The organism is Paraburkholderia edwinii (assembly GCF_019428685.1).
Classification (GTDB): Bacteria; Pseudomonadota; Gammaproteobacteria; order Burkholderiales; family Burkholderiaceae; genus Paraburkholderia; species Paraburkholderia edwinii.
This window is the reverse complement of the sequence record NZ_CP080095.1, coordinates 3,643,892-3,663,742: the sequence shown is the minus strand read 5'-3', so window position 1 is coordinate 3,663,742 and position 19,851 is coordinate 3,643,892. Positions and strand designations below refer to the sequence as shown.

The 19,851-nt window shown below is 61.3% G+C and carries 15 protein-coding genes; 11 read left to right on the top strand and 4 right to left on the bottom strand.

The annotated features are described in order from the left end of the window. The first annotated feature begins 314 nt into the window (after positions 1 to 314). The 7 genes from KZJ38_RS16175 to KZJ38_RS16145 are packed head-to-tail and all read left to right on the top strand — an operon-like array spanning position 315 to position 8,513. Positions 315 to 1,472, top strand: coding sequence for a glycosyltransferase family 4 protein (locus KZJ38_RS16175; RefSeq protein ID WP_219797149.1), 1,158 nt, complete (start codon positions 315 to 317; stop codon positions 1,470 to 1,472). Next, complete coding sequence (locus KZJ38_RS16170; RefSeq protein WP_219797147.1) at positions 1,469 to 2,491, top strand: GDP-mannose 4,6-dehydratase; 1,023 nt, start codon at positions 1,469 to 1,471, stop codon at positions 2,489 to 2,491. Before KZJ38_RS16175 ends, KZJ38_RS16170 begins: the two co-directional genes overlap by 4 nt. Before the next feature lie 42 nt (positions 2,492 to 2,533). Beyond that, complete coding sequence (gene gmd / locus KZJ38_RS16165) at positions 2,534 to 3,649, top strand: GDP-mannose 4,6-dehydratase (protein ID WP_219797145.1); 1,116 nt, start codon at positions 2,534 to 2,536, stop codon at positions 3,647 to 3,649. A gap of 8 nt (positions 3,650 to 3,657) precedes the next feature. Next, positions 3,658 to 4,587 (top strand): GDP-L-fucose synthase, encoded by a 930-nt coding sequence (gene fcl / locus KZJ38_RS16160; RefSeq protein ID WP_219797143.1) that lies wholly within the window; start codon positions 3,658 to 3,660, stop codon positions 4,585 to 4,587. 38 nt (positions 4,588 to 4,625) lie between these two features. After that, positions 4,626 to 5,603, top strand: coding sequence for a UDP-glucose 4-epimerase family protein (locus tag KZJ38_RS16155; RefSeq protein WP_219797142.1), 978 nt, complete (start codon positions 4,626 to 4,628; stop codon positions 5,601 to 5,603). Beyond that, positions 5,596 to 6,630 carry an MraY family glycosyltransferase gene (locus tag KZJ38_RS16150; protein ID WP_219800386.1) on the top strand — a complete coding sequence of 345 codons (1,035 nt, stop codon included), beginning with the start codon at positions 5,596 to 5,598 and terminating at the stop codon, positions 6,628 to 6,630. The genes KZJ38_RS16155 and KZJ38_RS16150 overlap by 8 nt, the downstream gene beginning before the upstream one ends. Beyond that, positions 6,627 to 8,513 carry a polysaccharide biosynthesis protein gene (locus KZJ38_RS16145; protein WP_219797140.1) on the top strand — a complete coding sequence of 629 codons (1,887 nt, stop codon included), beginning with the start codon at positions 6,627 to 6,629 and terminating at the stop codon, positions 8,511 to 8,513. Before KZJ38_RS16150 ends, KZJ38_RS16145 begins: the two co-directional genes overlap by 4 nt. Positions 8,514 to 8,571: 58 nt before the next feature. On the opposite strand, the gene KZJ38_RS16140 is transcribed toward KZJ38_RS16145, so the two are convergent. After that, complete coding sequence (locus KZJ38_RS16140) at positions 8,572 to 9,684, bottom strand: MraY family glycosyltransferase (RefSeq protein WP_219797138.1); 1,113 nt, start codon at positions 9,682 to 9,684, stop codon at positions 8,572 to 8,574. Positions 9,685 to 9,887: 203 nt separating this feature from the next. On the opposite strand from KZJ38_RS16140, the gene KZJ38_RS16135 reads away from it, so the two are divergent. Next, on the top strand, positions 9,888 to 11,525 hold the full coding sequence (locus KZJ38_RS16135) for a methyl-accepting chemotaxis protein (protein ID WP_219797136.1): 1,638 nt from the start codon (positions 9,888 to 9,890) through the stop codon (positions 11,523 to 11,525). Positions 11,526 to 11,618: 93 nt separating this feature from the next. Here the strand turns inward: KZJ38_RS16135 and waaC are convergent, their stop codons facing one another. After that, positions 11,619 to 12,644, bottom strand: coding sequence for a lipopolysaccharide heptosyltransferase I (gene waaC / locus KZJ38_RS16130; RefSeq protein WP_219797135.1), 1,026 nt, complete (start codon positions 12,642 to 12,644; stop codon positions 11,619 to 11,621). A 237-nt stretch (positions 12,645 to 12,881) separates the two neighbouring features. Here waaC and KZJ38_RS16125 point away from each other — a divergent pair, with 237 nt between their 5' ends. From KZJ38_RS16125 to KZJ38_RS16115, 3 genes are all read left to right on the top strand, one after another. Then, a complete protein-coding gene (locus KZJ38_RS16125; RefSeq protein WP_219800385.1) occupies positions 12,882 to 13,664 on the top strand; it encodes a glycosyltransferase family 2 protein in 783 nt (260 codons plus the stop codon). Positions 13,665 to 13,728: 64 nt separating this feature from the next. Beyond that, complete coding sequence (locus KZJ38_RS16120; RefSeq protein WP_219797133.1) at positions 13,729 to 14,625, top strand: glycosyltransferase family 2 protein; 897 nt, start codon at positions 13,729 to 13,731, stop codon at positions 14,623 to 14,625. Between the two features lie 85 nt (positions 14,626 to 14,710). Beyond that, on the top strand, positions 14,711 to 15,949 hold the full coding sequence (locus KZJ38_RS16115) for an O-antigen ligase family protein (protein ID WP_219797131.1): 1,239 nt from the start codon (positions 14,711 to 14,713) through the stop codon (positions 15,947 to 15,949). 67 nt (positions 15,950 to 16,016) lie between these two features. On the opposite strand, the gene KZJ38_RS16110 is transcribed toward KZJ38_RS16115, so the two are convergent. Continuing rightward, positions 16,017 to 17,909, bottom strand: coding sequence for a hypothetical protein (locus tag KZJ38_RS16110; protein WP_219797129.1), 1,893 nt, complete (start codon positions 17,907 to 17,909; stop codon positions 16,017 to 16,019). Positions 17,910 to 17,958: 49 nt separating this feature from the next. Further along, entirely contained in the window at positions 17,959 to 19,851 is a 1,893-nt protein-coding gene (locus tag KZJ38_RS16105) for a hypothetical protein (protein ID WP_219797128.1), read from the bottom strand.

Here is a 19,851-nt window from a genome sequence, read left to right as displayed (position 1 = left end):
TTGACAATGCTTGACACTGGGCCTTTCAGTGAACCGGCATAATTCGATTTACAAATAACAACATCTTTCCGGGCCGCTTCATGTCACTATCTCGCTGCGATGTCTTCATGTGAAATTGTAAGTGAAGAAACTTCGCTCTCTGTGTTTCAAATACTTGCATCTTTTGCCACTATTCACGCATAAGCAAATGCCTGCTCTGCGTCGGATAGTTTGGATGCGCTCGAGCGAATTGGCCGGCAATCCATAAGAACAATATGCCCGGAAGCAATCCCGTCGGTTTCTCTTACTTGTGTCCCGAGCGTGGGAAGTAATTTATGCGCATAGGCTTCGATATTTCTCAGACAGGTTCAGGCAAGGCGGGATGTGGTTACTTCGCCCACGCCATAGCAACTGCGATGATAGGTATCGCTCCAGAACACACGTACCACCTTTACCCAAGCTTTGGTGATTTCTATTTCGACGCGCGTATGCCGGTGCTCAATCCATATTCGGGTCCTCACGTCGAATATGGCCCGCGCCACTTAACCCGCGAAACCGCGCGCGCATTCTGGACGAAAACCGACACCGAAGCCTCGCTCGGTTCGCCGGATATTGTCCATTCGAATAACTTCTGGTCCCCGGTGCAGTTCTCCACGACCCGTCTGGTCTATACGTTCTACGATATGGGGTTTACGATCGACCCGACGTGGACCACCGAGGCAAACCGGCTCGGCTGTTTCGAAGGCGTATTCCGATCGGCTGTTGCGGCAGACTGGATCATTGCGATTTCAAAAGCGTCGCGCGATCACTATCTGAGCGTGTTTCCGCATTTTCCTGAAGAGCGTATGCGCGTGGTCTATCCGTGCTCGCGCTTCACTGATATGTCCGATCCGGGCAAGCGCCCGAAGACGCTGGAAGGCGTGGCCGAAGGCGGTTTCTGGCTCAACGTCGGCACGATCGAGCCGCGCAAGAACCAGCGCCGCCTGGCCGCCGCCTATGCACGTTATCTGGCGCTCGGTGGTACGCCGATGCCGCTCGTGCTCGCCGGCGGCAAAGGCTGGCTGATGGAGGACTTCACGAAATACCTGGCCGAACTCGGTATTGAGCAAAAAGTCATCATGACCGGCTATGTGTCCGACGAGGAACTTGTCTGGCTGTATCGCAACTGTTATGCAAGTCTTTACCCTTCGCTGTTCGAAGGGTTTGGTCTGCCGGTGCTCGAAGGAATGCAAATGGGAGCGCCCACGATCACATCTACTACGAGTTCAATTCCCGAGGTGGCAGGAGACGCCGCCATTCTTCTCGATCCTAAAGACCCTGAGGCGTGGGCGCATGCGATGTTGCGTCTGTCTCAGGATCAGAACGAGCGGAATGAGCGGAGAGCGGCAAGTCTGAAGCAATCTGGGCGTTTTGAATGGCGGCGCAGTGCGGAAGATCTGCTTGGTATCTACGAAGAGGCCCTGGCCTCGCCTAAGCGGAGCGTGATGAGATGAAGACTGCGTTGATTACCGGCATCACCGGGCAGGACGGATCGTTCCTCGCCGAGTTTCTGCTCGACCGCGGATACAAGGTCTATGGCTTTACCCGGCGCGAAAGCTGGATCAGACCGAATAACTCGAGCCACCTCGCCGACCGCATCACCGTGCTGTTCGGCGATATGTCGGAAGGCATCGATATCGCCAATGCGCTGCAAGAAGCGAAGCCTGACGAAATCTACAACCTCGCTTCGCAGTCGCGCCCCGGTGAATCGTGGTCGCGTTCCGCCGAGACGCTCATCATCAACGGGCTCGGTGCGATCCGTCTGTTCGAGGCGGTGCGGCACGGCCTGCCCAAGGCGCGGATCTATCACGCGTCGTCGTCGGAGATGTTCGGCCACGCGGAAGTGATTCCGCAAAACGAAAACACGGCGTTTCAACCGCTGAATCCGTATGCGGCCGCAAAGGTCTACGCGCATCAGATGGCGCGCATTTGCCGCGACAGCTATGGCATGTTCATTTCAAGCGGAATCCTGTTCAATCACGAGAGCGAGCGCCGCCCTTTACACTTCGTGACGCAAAAGATAGCCTATGGCGCAGCTTGTGCGTCGTTGGGCATCGTCAATTCCCGCGACCGCAACGAGCGTGGTCAGCCGATCGTCGCGAACGGCAAGCTGGCGCTCGGCAATCTCGAAGTCGCGCGGGACTGGGGCCACGCAAGCGATTTCGTCAGGGCAATGTGGGTCATGTTGCAGCAGGAGAAGCCCGGCGATTTCGTGGTTGGAACCGGGCAGCTGCATACGCTGCGCGATCTGTGCCACGTCGCATACGGGCGCGTGGGACTAGACTGGAAAGACCACGTTATTAGCGATCCCGCTTTGGTCCGTCCGCTGGAAACGGGGCAGACCCTGGCAGATCCATCGAAAGCTCGCAAGGTACTCAACTGGGAGCCGGCTATCAGCTTCGAAGAGATGGTCGGAAAAATGGTTGATGCACAACTGGAAAGGCTCAGTCGCAGGGCTGGACGCGACGAGTAAAAATATCTATCTTGACGGGTTTGCTACGCGGATTAAGTGACGATGAAAAAGGCTCTAATTACCGGTATCACCGGCCAGGACGGTTCGTATCTGGCCGAGTTTCTGTTGTCCAAAGGCTATGAAGTGCACGGCATCAAACGCCGTGCATCGCTGTTCAATACCGAGCGTATCGATCACATCTATGAAGATCCGCATGCACAGCATGCACGGTTAAAGTTGCATTACGGTGACTTGACCGACACTTCCAATCTGATTCGTATCCTGCAGGAAGTGCAGCCCGACGAGGTGTACAACCTCGGCGCGCAGTCGCACGTCGCGGTCAGCTTCGAGTCGCCTGAGTACACGGCCGATGTCGACGCGATCGGCGCGCTCCGGTTGCTCGAAGGCATTCGTTTCCTCGGCCTCGAAAAGAAAACGCGCTTTTATCAGGCGAGCACGTCGGAGCTTTATGGGCTGGTTCAGGAAACGCCGCAAAAGGAAACCACGCCTTTTTATCCGCGTTCGCCTTATGCGGTCGCTAAACTCTATGCGTACTGGATTACAGTGAACTACCGCGAGGCATACGGCTTGTATGCGTGTAACGGCATTCTGTTCAACCACGAATCGGCACGGCGCGGCGAGACGTTTGTCACGCGAAAGATCACGCGCGGTCTGGCGAACATCTCGCAAGGCCTCGAGCAATGCCTGTTCATGGGTAATCTGAGCGCGTTGCGTGACTGGGGTCATGCAAAAGACTACGTCGAGATGCAGTGGCTGATGCTGCAGCAGGATCAGGCGGAAGACTTCGTCATTGCAACGGGCGTGCAATACAGCGTGCGCGCGTTTATCGAGAAGGCCGCCAAACGCCTCGGCGTGACGCTCGCGTGGGAAGGTTCGGGCGTGAACGAGCAAGGGCGCGTGGCCGCAATCGATGGCGACGACGCGCCGGGCGTCAAGGTCGGCGACGTGATCGTGAAGATCGATCCGCGTTACTTCCGTCCGTCGGAAGTGGAGACGTTGCTTGGCGATCCGGGCAAGGCGAAACAGCGGCTCGGCTGGGTGCCGAAAATCACGCTCGACGAAATGGTCGAAGAGATGGTGGCAAACGACCTCGACAAGGCGCGCCAGCATGCGCTGCTCAAAAGCAAAGGCTTTAACGTTTCGGTCGGGCGCGAGTGAGGCTCAGCTTGAACAAGAACGCAAAAATATACGTTGCCGGGCATCGGGGAATGGTGGGGTCGGCGTTACATCGCCTGCTGCAGAAGAAGGGCTACACCAACCTCGTGACCCGTACGCGCGAGGAACTCGATCTGCTGGACCAGGCGGCGGTACGCGACTTCTTCGAGGCCGAGCGCCCCGAATACGTGTTCGTTGCCGCGGCAAAGGTCGGCGGTATCTACGCCAACAACGCGTATGGCGCGGACTTTATCTTCGAGAATCTTGCGGTCGAAACGAACGTCATCCACAGCGCGCATAAGGCTGGTGTCGATCGTTTGTGCTTCCTCGGTTCGAGCTGCATTTATCCTCGCGACTGCCCTCAGCCGATCAAGGAAGAGTATCTGCTGACGGGGCCGCTTGAGCCAACAAACGAGCCCTATGCGATTGCGAAAATCGCGGGCGTGAAGATGTGCGAGAGCTACAACCGCCAGTACGGCCGGCGCTACGTTTCCGTGATGCCGACCAATCTGTACGGCCCGAACGACAACTACGACCTGAAGAACAGTCACGTGCTGCCGGCGCTGATCCGCAAGGCGCACGAGGCGAAAGCCGGTGGTGCGAAGGACCTGACCGTATGGGGCTCCGGCAAGCCGATGCGCGAGTTTCTCTATGTCGACGATCTCGCCGAGGGCTGCGTGTTCCTGATGGAAAAGGACATCGGCGAAGGTCTGTTCAACATCGGCACGGGCACGGACGTCACGATTCGCGAACTCGCGGAAACCATCATGAATGTGGTTGGGTTCAATGGCGAAATCGTGTTCGATTCGAGCAAACCGGACGGCACGCCGCGCAAGCTGTTGAACGTGGGCCGGATGAAAGACCTCGGGTGGGAAGCGAAGACGTCGCTGCGTGACGGCATCGCACTGGCCTATGCCGACTTCCTCAAGTCAGCGGCGTAATACGTTTTGGCGGACACGAGCCGCCTCGGGCGACGTCGATGACTCTGTCAGTTCTTGTTTCCGGTGCAAACGGCTTTGTCGGCAAGGCGCTATCGAGCGCGCTTCTAAAAGACGGGCATGATGTCACGGGTCTCGTGCGACGCGCGGGAACAGTGGGAACCGGCGTGCGCGAATGGCTGCTGCAATCGGACGATTTCGCGAATATCGATCAGTTGTGGCGCGACGAGATCCGATGTGACGTTGTGATTCACCTCGCGGCGCGCGTGCACGTGATGCACGATACGTCAGCCGATCCGCTCGCGGCGTATCGCGCGACGAACGTGAACGGTTCGCTGCGCCTCGCGAAGGCGGCCAGAGCGGCTGGCGCGCGACGCTTCGTTTATGTCAGCAGTGTCAAGGCGATCGCGGAAGCCAGTCGCGGAGCGCCGCTGCGCGAGTCCGATACGCCCGCGCCGCAAGATCCGTATGGCGTATCCAAGCTCGAAGCCGAGCGTGCGCTGTTGGACTATGGCCGTGAGAGCGGCTTGGAGGTGGTGGTCGTGCGTCCGCCGCTGGTCTATGGGTCGGGCGTGCGTGCGAATTTTTTCAGCCTGATGCGAGCGATCGCGGCCGGCATACCCCTTCCGTTGGGTTCGGTGCGTGCGCGACGCAGCATGGTCTATATCGGTAACCTCGTGCATGCACTGATCCAATGCGCCATCGATCCTCGCGCGGCTGGCCAGATCTTCCACGTGACCGATGGCTACGACCCGACGGTCGCGGAGTTGGCGCGGCTGCTTGCGAAGCCGATGGACGCACGTGCCTGGCTGCTGCCGGTGCCGCCGTCATGGTTGCGCCTGGCGGGACGCCTGACCGGGAAGTCCGCGCAAGTGGATCGACTGATCGGCGAGTTGCGGCTCGACACTCGCCACATCCAGGAGGTGCTTGGATGGAAGCCGCCCTTTACGTTGGAGCAGGGGCTCACGGAGACGGCGGCGTGGTATCGCGCGGAGAACAGTCATGCACGCGATGCTTGAAGGACTGCACCACGGGCTGCCGCTGGCCGTCCTGATATGCGCGATCGTGGCGCTCTGCGCCTGCGCGGCGATTCTCAAGACGCTGCTTGCAACGGGTCTCGCGTGGCGCCTCGCCATGGACATCCCTAACGCGCGTTCGTTGCATACGCGCCCGACGCCGCGCGTCGGCGGGTGGGGCGTCGTACCGGTCGCGGTGATCCTGATCGCGGTCGCGGCGCCGGCGCTCTGGCTTATTGCTTGCCTCGCGGTGTTGCTCGCAGTGATGTCGCAGATCGACGATCGCCGCGGGCTGCCTGCGCGAATTCGCTTTGGCGGACACGTGGCCGCAGTGGCGATTCTGATTGTTTCGTATCCGGCAGACGCACCCGTGTGGGTCCTGCTCGGCGTGGGTTTTGTGCTCGTATGGCTGGTCAATCTTTACAACTTTATGGACGGTAGCGACGGACTCGCGGGAGGCATGGCCCTGTTCGGCTTTGGCGGCTACGCGCTTGCCGCGTTGCTCTCGCAACACGCCGATCCGATGCTGGCGCTTGCCGCCGCAGCGGTGGCCGGCGCCGCCGCGGGCTTCCTGATTTTCAATTTTTATCCAGCACGAATATTTCTCGGCGATGTCGGGTCCATACCCTTAGGGTTTCTCGCAGGTGCGCTGGGCTACTGGGGATGGCGAAATGCAGTGTGGCCGGCATGGTTGCCGGCAATGGTGTTTGCGCCATTCATTTGCGATGCGTCCGTGACGCTGCTCAAGCGCTTGTCGCGGGGAGAGAAATTCTGGCAGGCGCATCGCGAACATTACTATCAGAGAATGGTTCAATCCGGCATGGGTCATGCGTTGACAGCACGGCTCTGGTATGCGCTGATGGCGGTTGGCATAGTCCTCGCTTTAGTCGCGCTGCAGTTGTCCGCTTCGTATCAGTGGTTCGTCATTGGGTGTTGGGCTGTGGTTCTGGTTGTGGCCGGCGCGTGGGTCGATCGGCGCTGGCGCCATCATATGTCGAACGTTGGGCAACCTGAGGTCTCGCGCAAATGATCAAAGTGAAAGCCCGTTGGCTGTCTGTTAGTGCCTTTGTGTTCGACTTGTGGGCGGTCGTTCTCGCCTGGACGCTCGCGTACATCATTCGCTTCAATGGGCCCGTTCCCGAGCAGTTCGCTCACGGCGGGCTCGAGGCGATGATGTGGGTGCTCGTGGTGTATGCCGTGCTGTTTCGCAGTTACGGTCTGTACCGCGGCATGTGGGTGTTCGCGAGTCTGCCGGACCTGTTGCGCATCGGGAAGGCGGTATCGGTCGGTGCGCTGGTGGTGATGATCGGCTCGGTTCTGCTGCAGCCTTACCCGGTCATTCCCCGGTCGGTGCTGCTCATTTCGCCGCTGTTCCTGTTTCTGATCATGGGTGGTTCGCGCGCGCTGTATCGCGCGGCCAAAGAGTTCTACCGCTACGGCGGCCTCGTCGGGCAAGGGCGACCCGTGCTCGTCATCGGTGCGGGAAGCGCCGCGGCGAGTCTGATCCGCGAACTGAAGCGCTCGGGTGAGTGGCGTCTCGTCGGTATCCTCGACGACGACCAGACCAAGTACGGCCGCGAACTCTATGGCTGCCGCGTGCTCGGTTCGATCGGAGATTTGCAGAAGGTCGCCTCGGGACTCAAGGTCGAGCACGTGATCATCGCCGTTCCGTCGGCGCCGGTCGAAGCGCACCGCCGTATTGCCTCGCTGTGCGTGCGCGCGGGCGTAAAGGCCATGGTCTTGCCCGCACTGACTCCGCTGACGCAAGGGCAGCCGTTCCTGTCGCGTGTCCGTCAAATCGATCTCGAAGATCTGCTCGGGCGCGAGTCCGTGATGATCGATACGGCGCACGTCGAAGACCTGCTGAAAAGTCGCGTGGTCATGGTGACGGGCGCGGGTGGCTCGATCGGATCGGAGCTGTGCCGGCAGATGCTGCGCTTCCGTCCCGCGCAACTGATTGCTTATGACGTTTCCGAGTTTGCGGTCTATCAGCTCAACGAGGAACTGCGCGACAAGTTTCCGGAAACGGCGGTCATTCCGGTCATCGGCGATGTCAAAGATGCGTTGCTACTCGATCAGGTGATGGCGCGCTACACGCCGCACATCGTTTTCCATGCGGCTGCGTACAAGCATGTGCCGCTGATGGAAGAGATCAACTCGTGGCAGGCGGTGCGCAACAACGTTCTGGGCACGTACCGTGTCGCGCGCGCGGCGATGCGTCGCGACGTGGCCCACTTCGTTCTGATCTCGACCGACAAGGCGGTGAACCCGACCAACGTGATGGGCGCGACCAAGCGCCTCGCGGAAATGGTGTGCTCGGCGTTGCAGCAGGGCAGCCGCCGTACGCGATTCGAGACGGTGCGCTTCGGCAACGTGCTCGGCAGCGCAGGCAGTGTGATTCCGAAGTTTCAGGATCAGATTGCGCGCGGCGGACCGCTGACCGTTACGCATCCGGAAATCACGCGCTTCTTCATGACAATTCCGGAGGCGTCGCAGCTCGTTCTGCAGGCGTCGAGCATGGGGCGTGGCGGCGAGATTTTTATCCTCGATATGGGCAAGCCGGTGCGGATTGCGGACCTGGCGCGCGATCTGATCGGGCTCTATGGATTCAACGAAGAGCAGATCAGGATCGTGTACACGGGGTTGCGGCCCGGCGAAAAGCTCTACGAGGAATTGCTCGCGGACGAAGAGACGACGGTGCGAACGCCGCACCCGAAGCTGCGGATTGCGCGTGCCAGAGAAGTGTCGGGCGATCTCGTCGACGAGCTTTTGCCGTGGCTCCAGCAACGCCGCGTGCCGACCGACGATGAGGTGCGCCGCGATTTGCGCCGGTGGGTGCCGGAGTATCAGCCGGCTACTGCGCCGGTGGTTCAATCGACCGTGCCGCAAGGACCGAAGGCGGCGCTGTACTAGGTTCGTTTCTGCGCGACGCGCGGCCGGCCGCGAATGCCGGGCGCGCGGCCGCGCGGGACTACCGCTGTGAGCCTTTGTGTCCCTTGCGCACCACCATCCACCGCGGCGACTTGAACCGCACAATACTCACATAAAGCCACACATAAGTCGCCGCAAACACCACAACGAAGCAGAACAGATGCAGCGTGTTCCGCCAGAACAGCGTGGCCGGAATCACCGCGATCAGGCACAGCAGCCATAAGTACGGCGACGTCAGCGAATTGCGCTGCGTCAGCTCCCGCGCCGTCTTCACCCCCACCGCCCACCGCATCAGCCGCTTATAAACGAGCATATGAAGATGCACGCCATCGGGAATGCCAGGTGATATCCCGCGAATAAACTTCTTCCGATAGATCGAGAAGCACGTCTCAAAGATCGGATACATAAACAGCAGCACTGGATACCACGCCGACACATCGCGATTGCGCATCACCAGCATGATCGACAGCTCGCCGAGCATAAACCCGACGAAATACGCGCCGCCGTCGCCAAGAAAAATCAGCCCCGCCGGGAAGTTCCAGATAAAGAAGCCCATCACCGCGCCCATCATGATCAGCGACGCCGACAGCACGACCGGGTCGTGAACCTGGAACGCGACATAGCCGAGCGACGCGAACATCATGAACGCGACCATCGAGGCGAGCCCGTTGAAGCCATCGATGATGTTGATCGCATTGGCGAGCGCGGCGACTGCGATGACCGTCACGCCGCACGAGATGGCTGCGTAGGTCAGCAGAAAATCTAGCGGCGGCACGCTGATGCGCGTGACCGCGATATGGAGCAGGAAGTAGGCGAGCGCCGCGGCGGCCATCGTGCAGATCAGTCGCGTCAGCGGCGAGACGCGCTTGGTCAGGTCTTCAATCAATCCGGCGCCGAAGGCGGGCAGCCCGCATGCAACGAGAAACAGAATGCCGTTGGACACGGCCGGATACGCGTGCTGCAACTGCACGGCCGACGCAACCAGACCCAGCAGTATTCCAATCCCACCGACACGCGGTACAGGGTTCACGTGGAATTTCTGGGCACCCGACAGATCGGTGTCGAGCGAGAAGCGTTCATGCAGATGCGCGTAGCGGACGATCAGCAGCGTAATCAGCAGAGAAACGATGAAACCGAGCGCGAAGCTAAGCATGAGAGGAGGCCGGACAGTGGACCGGCAAGGGCGGCCCGAATACAAAACGCACGATTATACAAATGATCCATGACGCATCCTGCATCGCGCCTACCGGCTGCCGTCGTCTCATGGATTGTCCCTATCCGCCGGCAGGGCGCCGCTGCCGATATGACGAGTGCGGAGAACTCAGCACCCATCCGCGATCATGTTCCGGAGACTACATGCTTAAACACATCACCATCCGCGGGGGACTGACTTTTATTATCGTGCTGTTCGTCGCGCTGCTGCTGACCGTGATCGGTGTCGGTTACGGTTCGCTGAAGGCGACCAACGACGGTCTGCGCGACGCGCAGCGCGGATCGGCGTCGCTCGCGTCGTTGAATGCGAGCTCCGAAAAGCTGCTCCAGGTGCGGCTCGCGCTGGGCAGTTACGAAACGCTCTTTAGCGTGGGCAAGGCGACCGAAGCAATGCTCAATGCCGCCCACAAGCTGCTCGCCGATTCGAACAACGACTTCCGTCTGTATGCGGAAGGCTCATTCGGCAGCGACGAGGAACGCGCGCTTGCGCAGACAGCCGCGAAGGCGCGTGCTGCGCTCGTTTCCGAGGCGCTCGAGCCTGAATACAAGGCGCTCGTCGATAACGACTTCAATACGTTCCGCACGATTCAAGGCGAAACCGCGGACCGCTATTACGCGCCGTACGCGAAAGCGATCGATGCGTTGCAGCGGTATCAGGCCGATAACCAGCGTCGCGATGCGGACGCGGCCGCCCGGCAATTCCGTATCTCGGCGATCGCATTCGGCGGCGTCGGGCTGGCGGCGATTGTGATCGGTGTGCTCGCGCGTATCGCGATGTCGATCGCATTCGTGCGGCCGATCGAGCGGACGATCGCGCATTTCCGCAGCATCGCCGCTGGCGATCTGACGGTTGGCGTGCAAAGTCATTCGCGCAACGAAATGGGCCAACTGCTCGCGGCGCTGGCGCAGATGCGCGACGGGCTCGCCGGTACGGTTTCCGACGTGCGCGGCGGCAGCAATGCGATTGCGCATAGCGTCACGGAAATCGCGGCCGGCAATCTCGATCTGTCGAACCGCACGGGCCAGCAGGCCGCCGCGCTTGAGCGCACGGCGGCGAGCATCGAGCAGATGTCCTCGACGGTGCGCCAGAACGCCGAAAACGCCAAGGAAGCGAACCGTCTCGCGCAAGGCGCACTGCAGACCGTGAGCCGCGGCGCGGATGTGGTGAATCGCGTGATCGATACGATGAGCGGCATTACGAGCTCGTCGCGCAAGGTCACCGAGATCACCGGGGTGATCGAAGGCATCGCGTTCCAGACGAATATTCTCGCGTTGAACGCAGCGGTCGAAGCGGCGCGTGCCGGTGAAGAAGGGCGTGGCTTCTCGGTGGTGGCCGCCGAGGTCCGCAGTCTCGCGCAGCGCTCCGCGACCGCGGCGAAGGAGATCAAGGATTTGCTGGGTCAGTCGGCGACGCAGGTCGAACTGGGCGCTTCGCTAGTCGGCGAAGCAGGCGGCACGATGTCGGATGCGCGCCTAGCCGTCGAACGGATGACCGGCATTATGGGCGAGCTCGAAGCGGCGGCCGATGCACAGCGAACGCGCATCGAGCAGGTCAATCACGAGATCGCGCAGATCGATCAGGTCACGCAGAACAACGCGGCGCTCGTTGAAGAGGCCGCTGCGGCCGCGAAATCGCTGGAGGAGCAGACGGATGCCTTGAAGCAAGCGGTCGCCGTATTCCGGCTCGGCAGTGGTGGCGGCGAGTTCGGACCTCATGACAACGCGCCTGTTCGCGACGCGGCAGCACATTTGCCGATGCCTGTCGCCGCGATGGCTATCTAACCGGGACGCGTGCCCGGGGAGGGATCAAACCTTCAACGGGTTCGTTCGCGTTCGCTAATGCAACAGCGGCAATGTCGGCAACAGCGCAACGGCTTAGCTGCGAACCGCAGACTCCATGCGCGCCGGGCTGCCGACTTCGCCGCCATCTGCCGGCGGGCTGCTGTGCACATAGTCGATCGCCTCGACGACCTCCGCGACCGTCGGCACCACGCCATCGCCGCCGATCGACGTGGAGCGATAGGGCGCCTGATTGCCCGAGTGGACCGACGACGTCACGGTGAAGATCATGACCGTGCGTTTGCCGAGCGCGTGCGCGAGATGGGCGAAGCCGGTATCGACGCCGACGACAAGCGCCGACGCGTCGATCAGCTGTGCGATGGCGGTCACGCTCAACTGCGGCAGCAAGTGCGCTTGCGGCGCCTGCTCGATAATCTTCAGCGCTTCTTCACGCTCGCTAGGCGAACCCCAAGGCAAAGCCACATGGAACCCGCGCTGGTGCAGTTCCTTTGCCACCGCGACCCAGCGGTCGGTGGGCCATTTCTTGTCGTCCTTCGACGTCGCGTGAAACAGCAAGGCGATCGGCACGCCGCCCGTATCGACGATCGGTTGAGCCGGCTGAGGAATCCGCAGGTTGTACACGGCCGGACTGTCGGCGCGATAGCCGAGCGCATCGGCTACCGTGTCGCGCATGCCTTGCCACGCATTGACGTCCTGCCGCGGCACGAAGCGGTCCGTATAGGCAAACGCCGCGCCCTGTTCTCCTAGATTCTTCGAGTGATAGCCGTAGCGCCGCGCCGAGCGCGTGAGAAACGCAATGATTGCGCTTTTATAGACGCCGTGAATGTCCATCACCGCGTCGTAGCGGTGCGCGCGCAAATCGGATATCGACGCAAAAATCGCCTTGAAATCGGCCCAGCGGCGCGCCTTTTTAAAGCGGCGCAGCGGCGCGCAATGCACGCGGTCGACGCCTGCATTCCAGAGCGCGACATCCGCGAACACTTCATCGCATGCCCAGTCGACTACCACGCCGGGAAAAGCGCGCTTCAGGTCGGCAACGACGGGTTGCGCCTGAATGACGTCGCCCAGCGACGTGACTTTGATGACAAGGATTCGCTTCATGGATTGCCCACAGATAATGTTTCGAGCCCGCCCGGTATCAAATCCGTCATTAAAAGCGTCGAAATGGGGATGGAAATGGGTTCGGCAAATCCGGCATTTTAGCAGCGGCGGAACTTGACGAGCCAGCGTGACGCAGATTGCCGGGTGTCGCGAAAGGAATACACGCCCCGCGCTGGCTCATCTTTCTTTAGTAAGGCAACGGTATACTCGCTTTCCTTTTGCATCGAGAGCCGAGCAATGCCCGAACAGTTGCGTCCTTCGCCCCGGCCAAGCCTGGGCGTTGCGCTGATCGCGCTCAATAGCGCGACGCGGCTTGCGCAATGCCTTGAAGCCGTCGCCTTTGCCGATGAGATCGTCGTGATCGACGGCGGCAGCACCGACGGCACGGCGGCCATCGCCGGGGCGCACGGCGCGCGGGTGATCGTCGAGCGCGAGTGGCCGGGTTTCGGTCCGCAAAAGAACCGGGCTGTCGCCGCTCTGTCGACCGACTGGATCCTGTCCATCGACACAGACGAAGTCGTCACGCCTGAACTGGCCGCCTCGATTCGCGCCGCAATCGATGCGCCACGCGCGGAGGTCTATGCGCTCGATCGCCTGTCGAATTTTTGCGGCCACTGGATGCGGCATAGCGGCTGGTATCCGGATTGGGTGCCGCGGCTTTTCAAACGCGGCGCCGCGCGCTTTTCCGATGATCTCGTGCACGAGCGGCTCATATTCGAATCGCCCGCGGCCAATCTCACGGGCAAGTTGCTGCATTACTCCTACGACGACTTCGAAACCGTTTTGCATAAGCTCAACGCTTATTCGAGCGCCGGTGCGCGCCAACGGTTCGAGAGAGGCTCGCATGGCGGACTGGGGTGCGCGATGGCGCATGGCTTCTGGACTTTCGTGCGCAGTTACCTGCTTAAGCGAGGGTTTCTGGACGGTCGGGCCGGCCTTATAATCGCGATTTCCAATGCGGAAGGCAGCTATTATCGCTACCTGAAGTTAATGCTGGCGGGGGCCGGCAAAAACAAGTAAAGAATTGACGGGTTAATTGCAAAAGCAATCTACAACCAATCAGCATAATTAGAAGAAATGAAAAATGACACAGATAATAAAGAGCACCGACCTGATGACGGTCGTCATCACGACCTACAATCGTCCCGATGCGCTGCAGCTGGTGCTTGACGGATGCTTCGCGCAGACCGATCGCAACTTCGAGATCGTGATCGCCGACGACGGCTCCGGCGCGCCGACGCGCGACATGATCGAGCACATGGCGCTACGGGCCCCGGTGCCCGTTACCCATGTCTGGCAAGCGGACGAAGGCTTTCGCGCGGCAGCCAGCCGCAACAAGGGCATTGCGCGCGCGCGCGGGCAGTATGTGATCTTCCTCGATGGCGATTGTGTGCCGCAACGCGATTTCATCGCGCGGCACCGCGCGCTGGCGGCGCCGCGTACCGTCGTCACCGGCAGCCGTATCTTGCTTGGCCAGAAGCTGACTGAAGCGGCGCTCGCGCGGCGCCTGCCCATTTACCAGCTGTCGGCGGGGTTCTGGTGGCGTCAGCGCGCGGCCGGGCAGATCAACAAGTTGCTGCCGTTGTTCACACGGGTGCCCGATATCGCTCAACGCCGTGTCAAGGGTTTCGTCTGGCGCGGCATCAAGACCTGCAATCTGGCCGCGTGGCGTTCGGATCTCGAAGCGATCAACGGCTTCGACGAAACGTTCACGGGCTGGGGACATGAAGATGCGGATCTCGTGGTTCGCCTGCACAATGCGGGCGTCGCGCGAAAGAACGGATTCTACGCGACGGAGGTGCTCCATCTGTGGCACCCCCACGAAGCGCGAGACCGGGAGAAACAGAATCAGGACCGCGTGATCGCCCGCCTTGCGCAGGGCACCACGCGTGCCGAACGCGGGCTCCATCAAGCGGAGCACGTTCTTGAACCGAATCAGCCGGCGGATGTGATCGACACACCGTCTTTAGTGGAGCAATGAATTGCAAGTATCGATGCAGGACATCCGAAAAAATCCGTCTCACCGGATCACGGCGGCGCGTTGTTGCGCGGTCGTCGCCCTTTGCATGGTGCCTCTATCGACAGCGGTGACCAACATCGCCTGTGCGCTTTTTGTGCTCGTGCTGCTTAGCGCTCCCGAGTTTTGGCGCAATTTGCCGTCGGTGCTTCGTCACCGCTCGGCGCTTTCCGCGTTGCTGCTGTTCGGCGCGCTGGTCGTGGGCGTCGGTTACACGGTGGCGCCGCATCAGGAAGCCTGGTCCTGGCTCGGTAAATATCTGAAGCTATTGATCCTGCCGTTCGCCGTTATCGCATTCGAAGACGCCGACGCCAATTGGCAGGCCATTGTGTGCCGCAGCCTGTTCGCGACGCTCGCCGTGGTCGCGGTGCTTTCCACGACCAACTACATCGGCCTGACCGCGCTCGGCCCCGCGCATAATCCGCTTGAGCCGGATACGCGCGCATGGGTGTTCAAGAACCGCATTTCCGGCGGCATGCTCAGCGCGCTGCTGTTCTACCAGGCTGCCGATTTTGCGTTCGCGGCGCGTAGCCCGCGTTGGCGCCTTTTTCTGGCAGCGGTTGCCGCACTCGCATTCGTCAATGTGCTTGTCATGCTTCAGGGGCGTACCGCGCAGATCGTTGCGCTGATCTTTTTGCTTGTCGTCGCAGTGCGATTGTCGTTCGTTAATCGCAGCCAGCTGCGCCTGCATCCGGTGCTGTGCGGAGCCGCGCTCGTCGCGGTGGCGGGGGTGACGCTGATTGTAGCCTGTTCGGTGCCGAGCGGCCGTCTGCTGCAGGTGGCCTCGGAAGTGCGCGAATACCGCCAGACCGATGCCGTGACCTCGTCGGGTTTGCGTCTCGAGTGGTATCGCAAGAGCCTGGAACTGATCAAGCAGCGCCCGGTTTTCGGATACGGCACAGCGGGCCTCGGCACGGAGTTCACGAAACTGACTGCCGGCAAGACCGGCGCGGAAGGCCTGCCGACACATAACCCGCACAACGAATATCTGTTGCTGGGGGTGCAGCTGGGCGGGCTAGGCATCGCGCTCTTCGTCAATCTGCTGGTGCAGATCGCGCGCGACGCGGCTTCGCTCGAGCGGCGTTCACGTCATCTGTTGCTTGCCTGGCTTGCCGCCTTCGCGATCGGCTGTCTGGCGAACTCGATGCTGCTCGACTTTACCGAAGGGCATATGCTGGTGCTGCTTTCAGGCATTCTGCTCGGCTGCGGTTACCGTAGCCGGGCAGCGACAAAAGATGAGCGTTTGACCAGCAGTCAGGGCGGAAACGCCACGCCGCGAGCCGTGTGAGATCCGGACGGGCAGGGCTTGCCGATGCTCTGCCCCGAAGTGCGCGCCCGAAGGCCGCACGCATTCGTTAGCGTTTGAAACGCGTATCGAGCGGGCACAACTGGTAAGCCATCGCCCCGTCGCCGAAACGCGCATCATGGCGCTCGCATTGCAGCGACAGTAGCGACATGCCGTGCGCCTTTAACTGTTCGTTGATGCGCGAGGCTTCGGCCATGTTCTCGGTCGCCATATCGCGCTTGTCGTCGGCGCGCAGGCCGAGGCGGCACGTTCCATCGGCGTTGTCGATAACCGACGCATGCAGGCGCAGCCGCTCGACCGTCCAGTGCACCCGGGCGCATCCGCCGGGCGAGTCCATCAGGCCGAGACCGCGCACGATCGACTCCACCTTCGCGACGTTCGCAATGCGCCAGTTTTCATAGCCTTTCGTCACGACGAATGCAGGGCCGCCGCGTTGCTCGATCATCGCCTTCAACTTTTCGTCGTAGGCCGGCGTGGCGGCGAAGTTCGGCTCCACTTTGGCAAACGCGACGTTCGCCGGATAAAACGATGCGAGCCAGCCCCAACCGGACGACCCGCCGACAATCACGATCGTCGTACGCGCGGGATCGGCGAGCGTTGGTACTTCGGCGCGAAATGCGCGCCAGGCCCACTTTTCATGGCCGAACGTTGGCGCGCCGCCCAATACGACGACCAGCGTCGCCACAACGATCGCAATACGTGCAACACGTTTGCCTCGCCGTTTCGGCAGCAGGTCGGTCAGCACGACGTATAACGCCAGCGGCGTCAGCATTTCCATGGCCACCGTGTAACGGTAGATGCTGAACATCTTCACCCAGACGATGTAGCCGACGCTAATGAAGACCAGTACAAACGCCTGCTTCGCATCGATGCCGGAAGACGGGGCGTCTGTCGCTTTGCGCGCGCGCAAAACGCGCCATGCTGCAACCGGCGCCCAAACGATCAGGCTTGCATAGAGCAGCGCCCAGATAATCTGATGAACGTTGAGTTCATTTACGCGGTGCGAATTCCACGAAAAAATAAACGGCCAGAACAGCGCTTCGACCCAGCTGGTCGGAAACCAGCGCCAATCCGCGACGGCCATCGGGTAAACGAGCTCATTCGGAAAGATATTGCTGAACTGCGGAAACACCGGGTTGTGGAACACGCTCCACATCTTCATGAACCAGTATCCGGCGGTCGCGGCAGTGCCCGCGAGTATCCCGAGCCCGACGATGAACGCCGTGCGCAGTCTCACGATCGCGCTGCCGGGCAAAGTCAGGCACGCGGCGCAGACCGCGATCGTGTAAACCGCGTTGGTCAGTTTGAGCCCGGCGGCGCAGCCCACGAGCAGGCCCGCCACAAACGCATACGCGAAGGTGCGAGCCGAGAGGGCGGTGAGTTGCTGCCAGCGGTTCAGGATCAGCGCTACGGAGGCCAGCACGAGCAATGCGGTGGTGTTGTCGCCCATCGTATTGCCGATGCCGACAAGGAAATTGGCCGTCAGGCAGCCTGCAATCGCAAGCAACAGCGGCGTCCGGTAGCGCTCGTCCGACGACAGGCTGCTTAACACGTTGCGCGCGATCTCGAGCACAAGCACGAACGCAAGGCCGTGCATCACACCGAACGCGAAGCCGACCAACGGCGCCGGCAGGTGCTTGTAGAGCAGCCATGGAACGACGTCGAGCAGCGGATTGAAGTACGTCTGCATGCCGGCAGGCGCAAGGTCGATCGACAGCTTGTCGTTGAGCAGCGCGAACGCGTTGTAGATGTGATAGTTCAGCTGGTCCCAGTTGCGGTCCTGCCCAAGCCACAGCGAATAAAGACCGAATAGAACGGGCATCGCGATGCGTGCGCGGCGCCATGCCTCAGCGGTGTTCAGGTCGATGTCGCGCAAGCGCGCGAACCATCGGGCGGCACGGTGCGGCAAGCGCGGTTTCGATGCATTGGCCGTGTTCGGCATAAGGGTTCAAGGATCCAGGAAGGGACTAAAAACAGGAAGGGCGAAACGATCAGCGCCCATCGTGCAACGACACACGGCACCATTGATAGATCAGGACGCCCTTGCCGATTCCCGAGCGATACGATGTGCAGGTCGATGGGTCCAGAATGAAGCCGTTGCGCTCGTAGATCGGTATCGCGCGTTCGACAGACGCAGCATTCTCCGCCGCGACGTCTTTGACATCGTCCGCGCGCAGGCCCAACTGGCATTGTTTGCCCGCACCCGTAGCCGCTCCGACGGACGCATGCAAATGCAGACGCTTCACCGCCCAACGCAGCGCATTGCAGCCGCTTTCGCTGCCCGTCAGCCCAATGCTGTCGACCAGCCGGTTCGCGTCCGCGACGTTATCGATTCGCCAGTTGCGCTCGCCGTACACGATCGCGTAGATCGGGCCGCCGCGCTGCCTTGCCACTTCGCGCATGCGGTCGTAAAACGCCGGCGTTCCCGGAAAACTGCTATCGACCTGCATGAAGGCGATCTGGTCCGGGAACAGCGTCGCGAGCCACGTCCATGAAGACCCGCGGGTCGACGAGAGCACCACCGTCGTTCGTTGTGGCTCGGCAATGGAGGGCAGTTCCGCATGCCAGAGCGGATCGGACCAGCCTTCGTGCCCCCAGGTGCGCGCGCCGCCCGTGACAACCACGGCGCTCGCCACCACCAGAAGCCAACTTGCGAGCTTGCGTGCCGGCCGGTACGGCAGCAGCTGCTGCACGAGCAGCCACACGACGAGCGGCACCAGCACCTCGGCCACCACGATGTAGCGATAAATGCTGAAGCCTTCCATCCAGACGAAGTATCCGAGCGCCACGAACGCGACGACAAAGCGCGCACGCGGCTCGATCGCGGTGGTCGAGGCCTCCTCACGGCCGCGGTGCCTAAGCCACCGCATTCCGGACACACCCAGCCACACCCAGAACAGCACGTACGCGATCGGCCAGATGATCTGCCGGATTGGCGTTTCGCCGACGCGCTGCGAGTTCGCGGTAAAGATAAACGGCCACAGCACCGTCTCGAACCATCCATGCGGCCGCCAGCGCGGGTCGCCCATCACGTCGGGCTGTGCGAACGGAGTCGGAAAGTACGCGCCAAACTGCGGATAGAGCGGATTGCCGAACGTCTTCCACATGTGGAACAGCCAGTAGCCGCCGGTTGCCGCGAAGCCCACCAGCACGCCCACGCCAAACAGAAACGCTATGCGCAGCCTGACGATGCCTCGTGCTGGATAGAACAGCAGCGCCGTGCACATTGCCACAGCGTAGACCGCATTGGTTAGCTTCAGGCCCACGCCGAGCCCGACGAGCACGCCGGCGCCAACGCACACGGCCACCGCACGCCCGGCCCACACGCCAAGCCGGTCCCAGTTCGACAGCAGCACCGCCAACGCCGCGAGACTGAAGAGGGCGGTCGTGTCGTCGCCCATCGAGTTGCCGAGCCCGGAGAGAAAATTGGCGGTGAGGCAACCAGCCAGCGCAAGCAGCAGCGGGACGCGGTATCGATCCTCGTCAGGCAAGGACGACAGAACGCTTTGCGCGATCGACAGAATGAAGACGAAGCTCAACCCATGCAGCGCACCGAGGCAAAAGCCGACCACGCGCGACGGCAGATGCGTGTTCGCGTGATAGAACAACGAGTCGAGCAGCGGGTTGAAGTACGACTGCACGCCGGCGGGCGCCATATCGAGCAGCAGCTTCCCGTGCAGCCACGCGAACGGGTTGTACATGTGATAGTTGTACAGATCCCAGTTTGCGTCGGCGCCGAGCCACAACGAATACAACCCGAACAGCACCGGCACAATAATGCGCGCACGCCGTAGTGCGCTCGCGTTGTTCAGATCGATTGCCCGCAGGCGCGCAAACCATCCGGATGCATGACGTGAAGGCTGGGGCTTCGAAGCAGTCGACAT

What these genes read in the sequence shown, in the direction of transcription:
- KZJ38_RS16140 (WP_219797138.1), bottom strand. Translation starts at nt 9,684, where the DNA reads ATGCTTAGCTTCGCGCTCGGTTTCATCGTTTCTCTGCTGATTACGCTG.
- KZJ38_RS16170 (WP_219797147.1), top strand. Translation starts at nt 1,469, where the DNA reads ATGAAGACTGCGTTGATTACCGGCATCACCGGGCAGGACGGATCGTTC.
- KZJ38_RS16120 (WP_219797133.1), top strand. Translation starts at nt 13,729, where the DNA reads ATGACACAGATAATAAAGAGCACCGACCTGATGACGGTCGTCATCACG.
- KZJ38_RS16110 (WP_219797129.1), bottom strand. Translation starts at nt 17,909, where the DNA reads ATGCCGAACACGGCCAATGCATCGAAACCGCGCTTGCCGCACCGTGCC.
- waaC (WP_219797135.1), bottom strand. Translation starts at nt 12,644, where the DNA reads ATGAAGCGAATCCTTGTCATCAAAGTCACGTCGCTGGGCGACGTCATT.
- KZJ38_RS16175 (WP_219797149.1), top strand. Translation starts at nt 315, where the DNA reads ATGCGCATAGGCTTCGATATTTCTCAGACAGGTTCAGGCAAGGCGGGA.
- KZJ38_RS16125 (WP_219800385.1), top strand. Translation starts at nt 12,882, where the DNA reads ATGCCCGAACAGTTGCGTCCTTCGCCCCGGCCAAGCCTGGGCGTTGCG.
- KZJ38_RS16135 (WP_219797136.1), top strand. Translation starts at nt 9,888, where the DNA reads ATGCTTAAACACATCACCATCCGCGGGGGACTGACTTTTATTATCGTG.
- gmd (WP_219797145.1), top strand. Translation starts at nt 2,534, where the DNA reads ATGAAAAAGGCTCTAATTACCGGTATCACCGGCCAGGACGGTTCGTAT.
- KZJ38_RS16105 (WP_219797128.1), bottom strand. Translation starts at nt 19,851, where the DNA reads ATGTCGACTGCTTCGAAGCCCCAGCCTTCACGTCATGCATCCGGATGG.
- KZJ38_RS16155 (WP_219797142.1), top strand. Translation starts at nt 4,626, where the DNA reads ATGACTCTGTCAGTTCTTGTTTCCGGTGCAAACGGCTTTGTCGGCAAG.
- KZJ38_RS16145 (WP_219797140.1), top strand. Translation starts at nt 6,627, where the DNA reads ATGATCAAAGTGAAAGCCCGTTGGCTGTCTGTTAGTGCCTTTGTGTTC.
- KZJ38_RS16115 (WP_219797131.1), top strand. Translation starts at nt 14,711, where the DNA reads ATGGTGCCTCTATCGACAGCGGTGACCAACATCGCCTGTGCGCTTTTT.
- KZJ38_RS16150 (WP_219800386.1), top strand. Translation starts at nt 5,596, where the DNA reads ATGCTTGAAGGACTGCACCACGGGCTGCCGCTGGCCGTCCTGATATGC.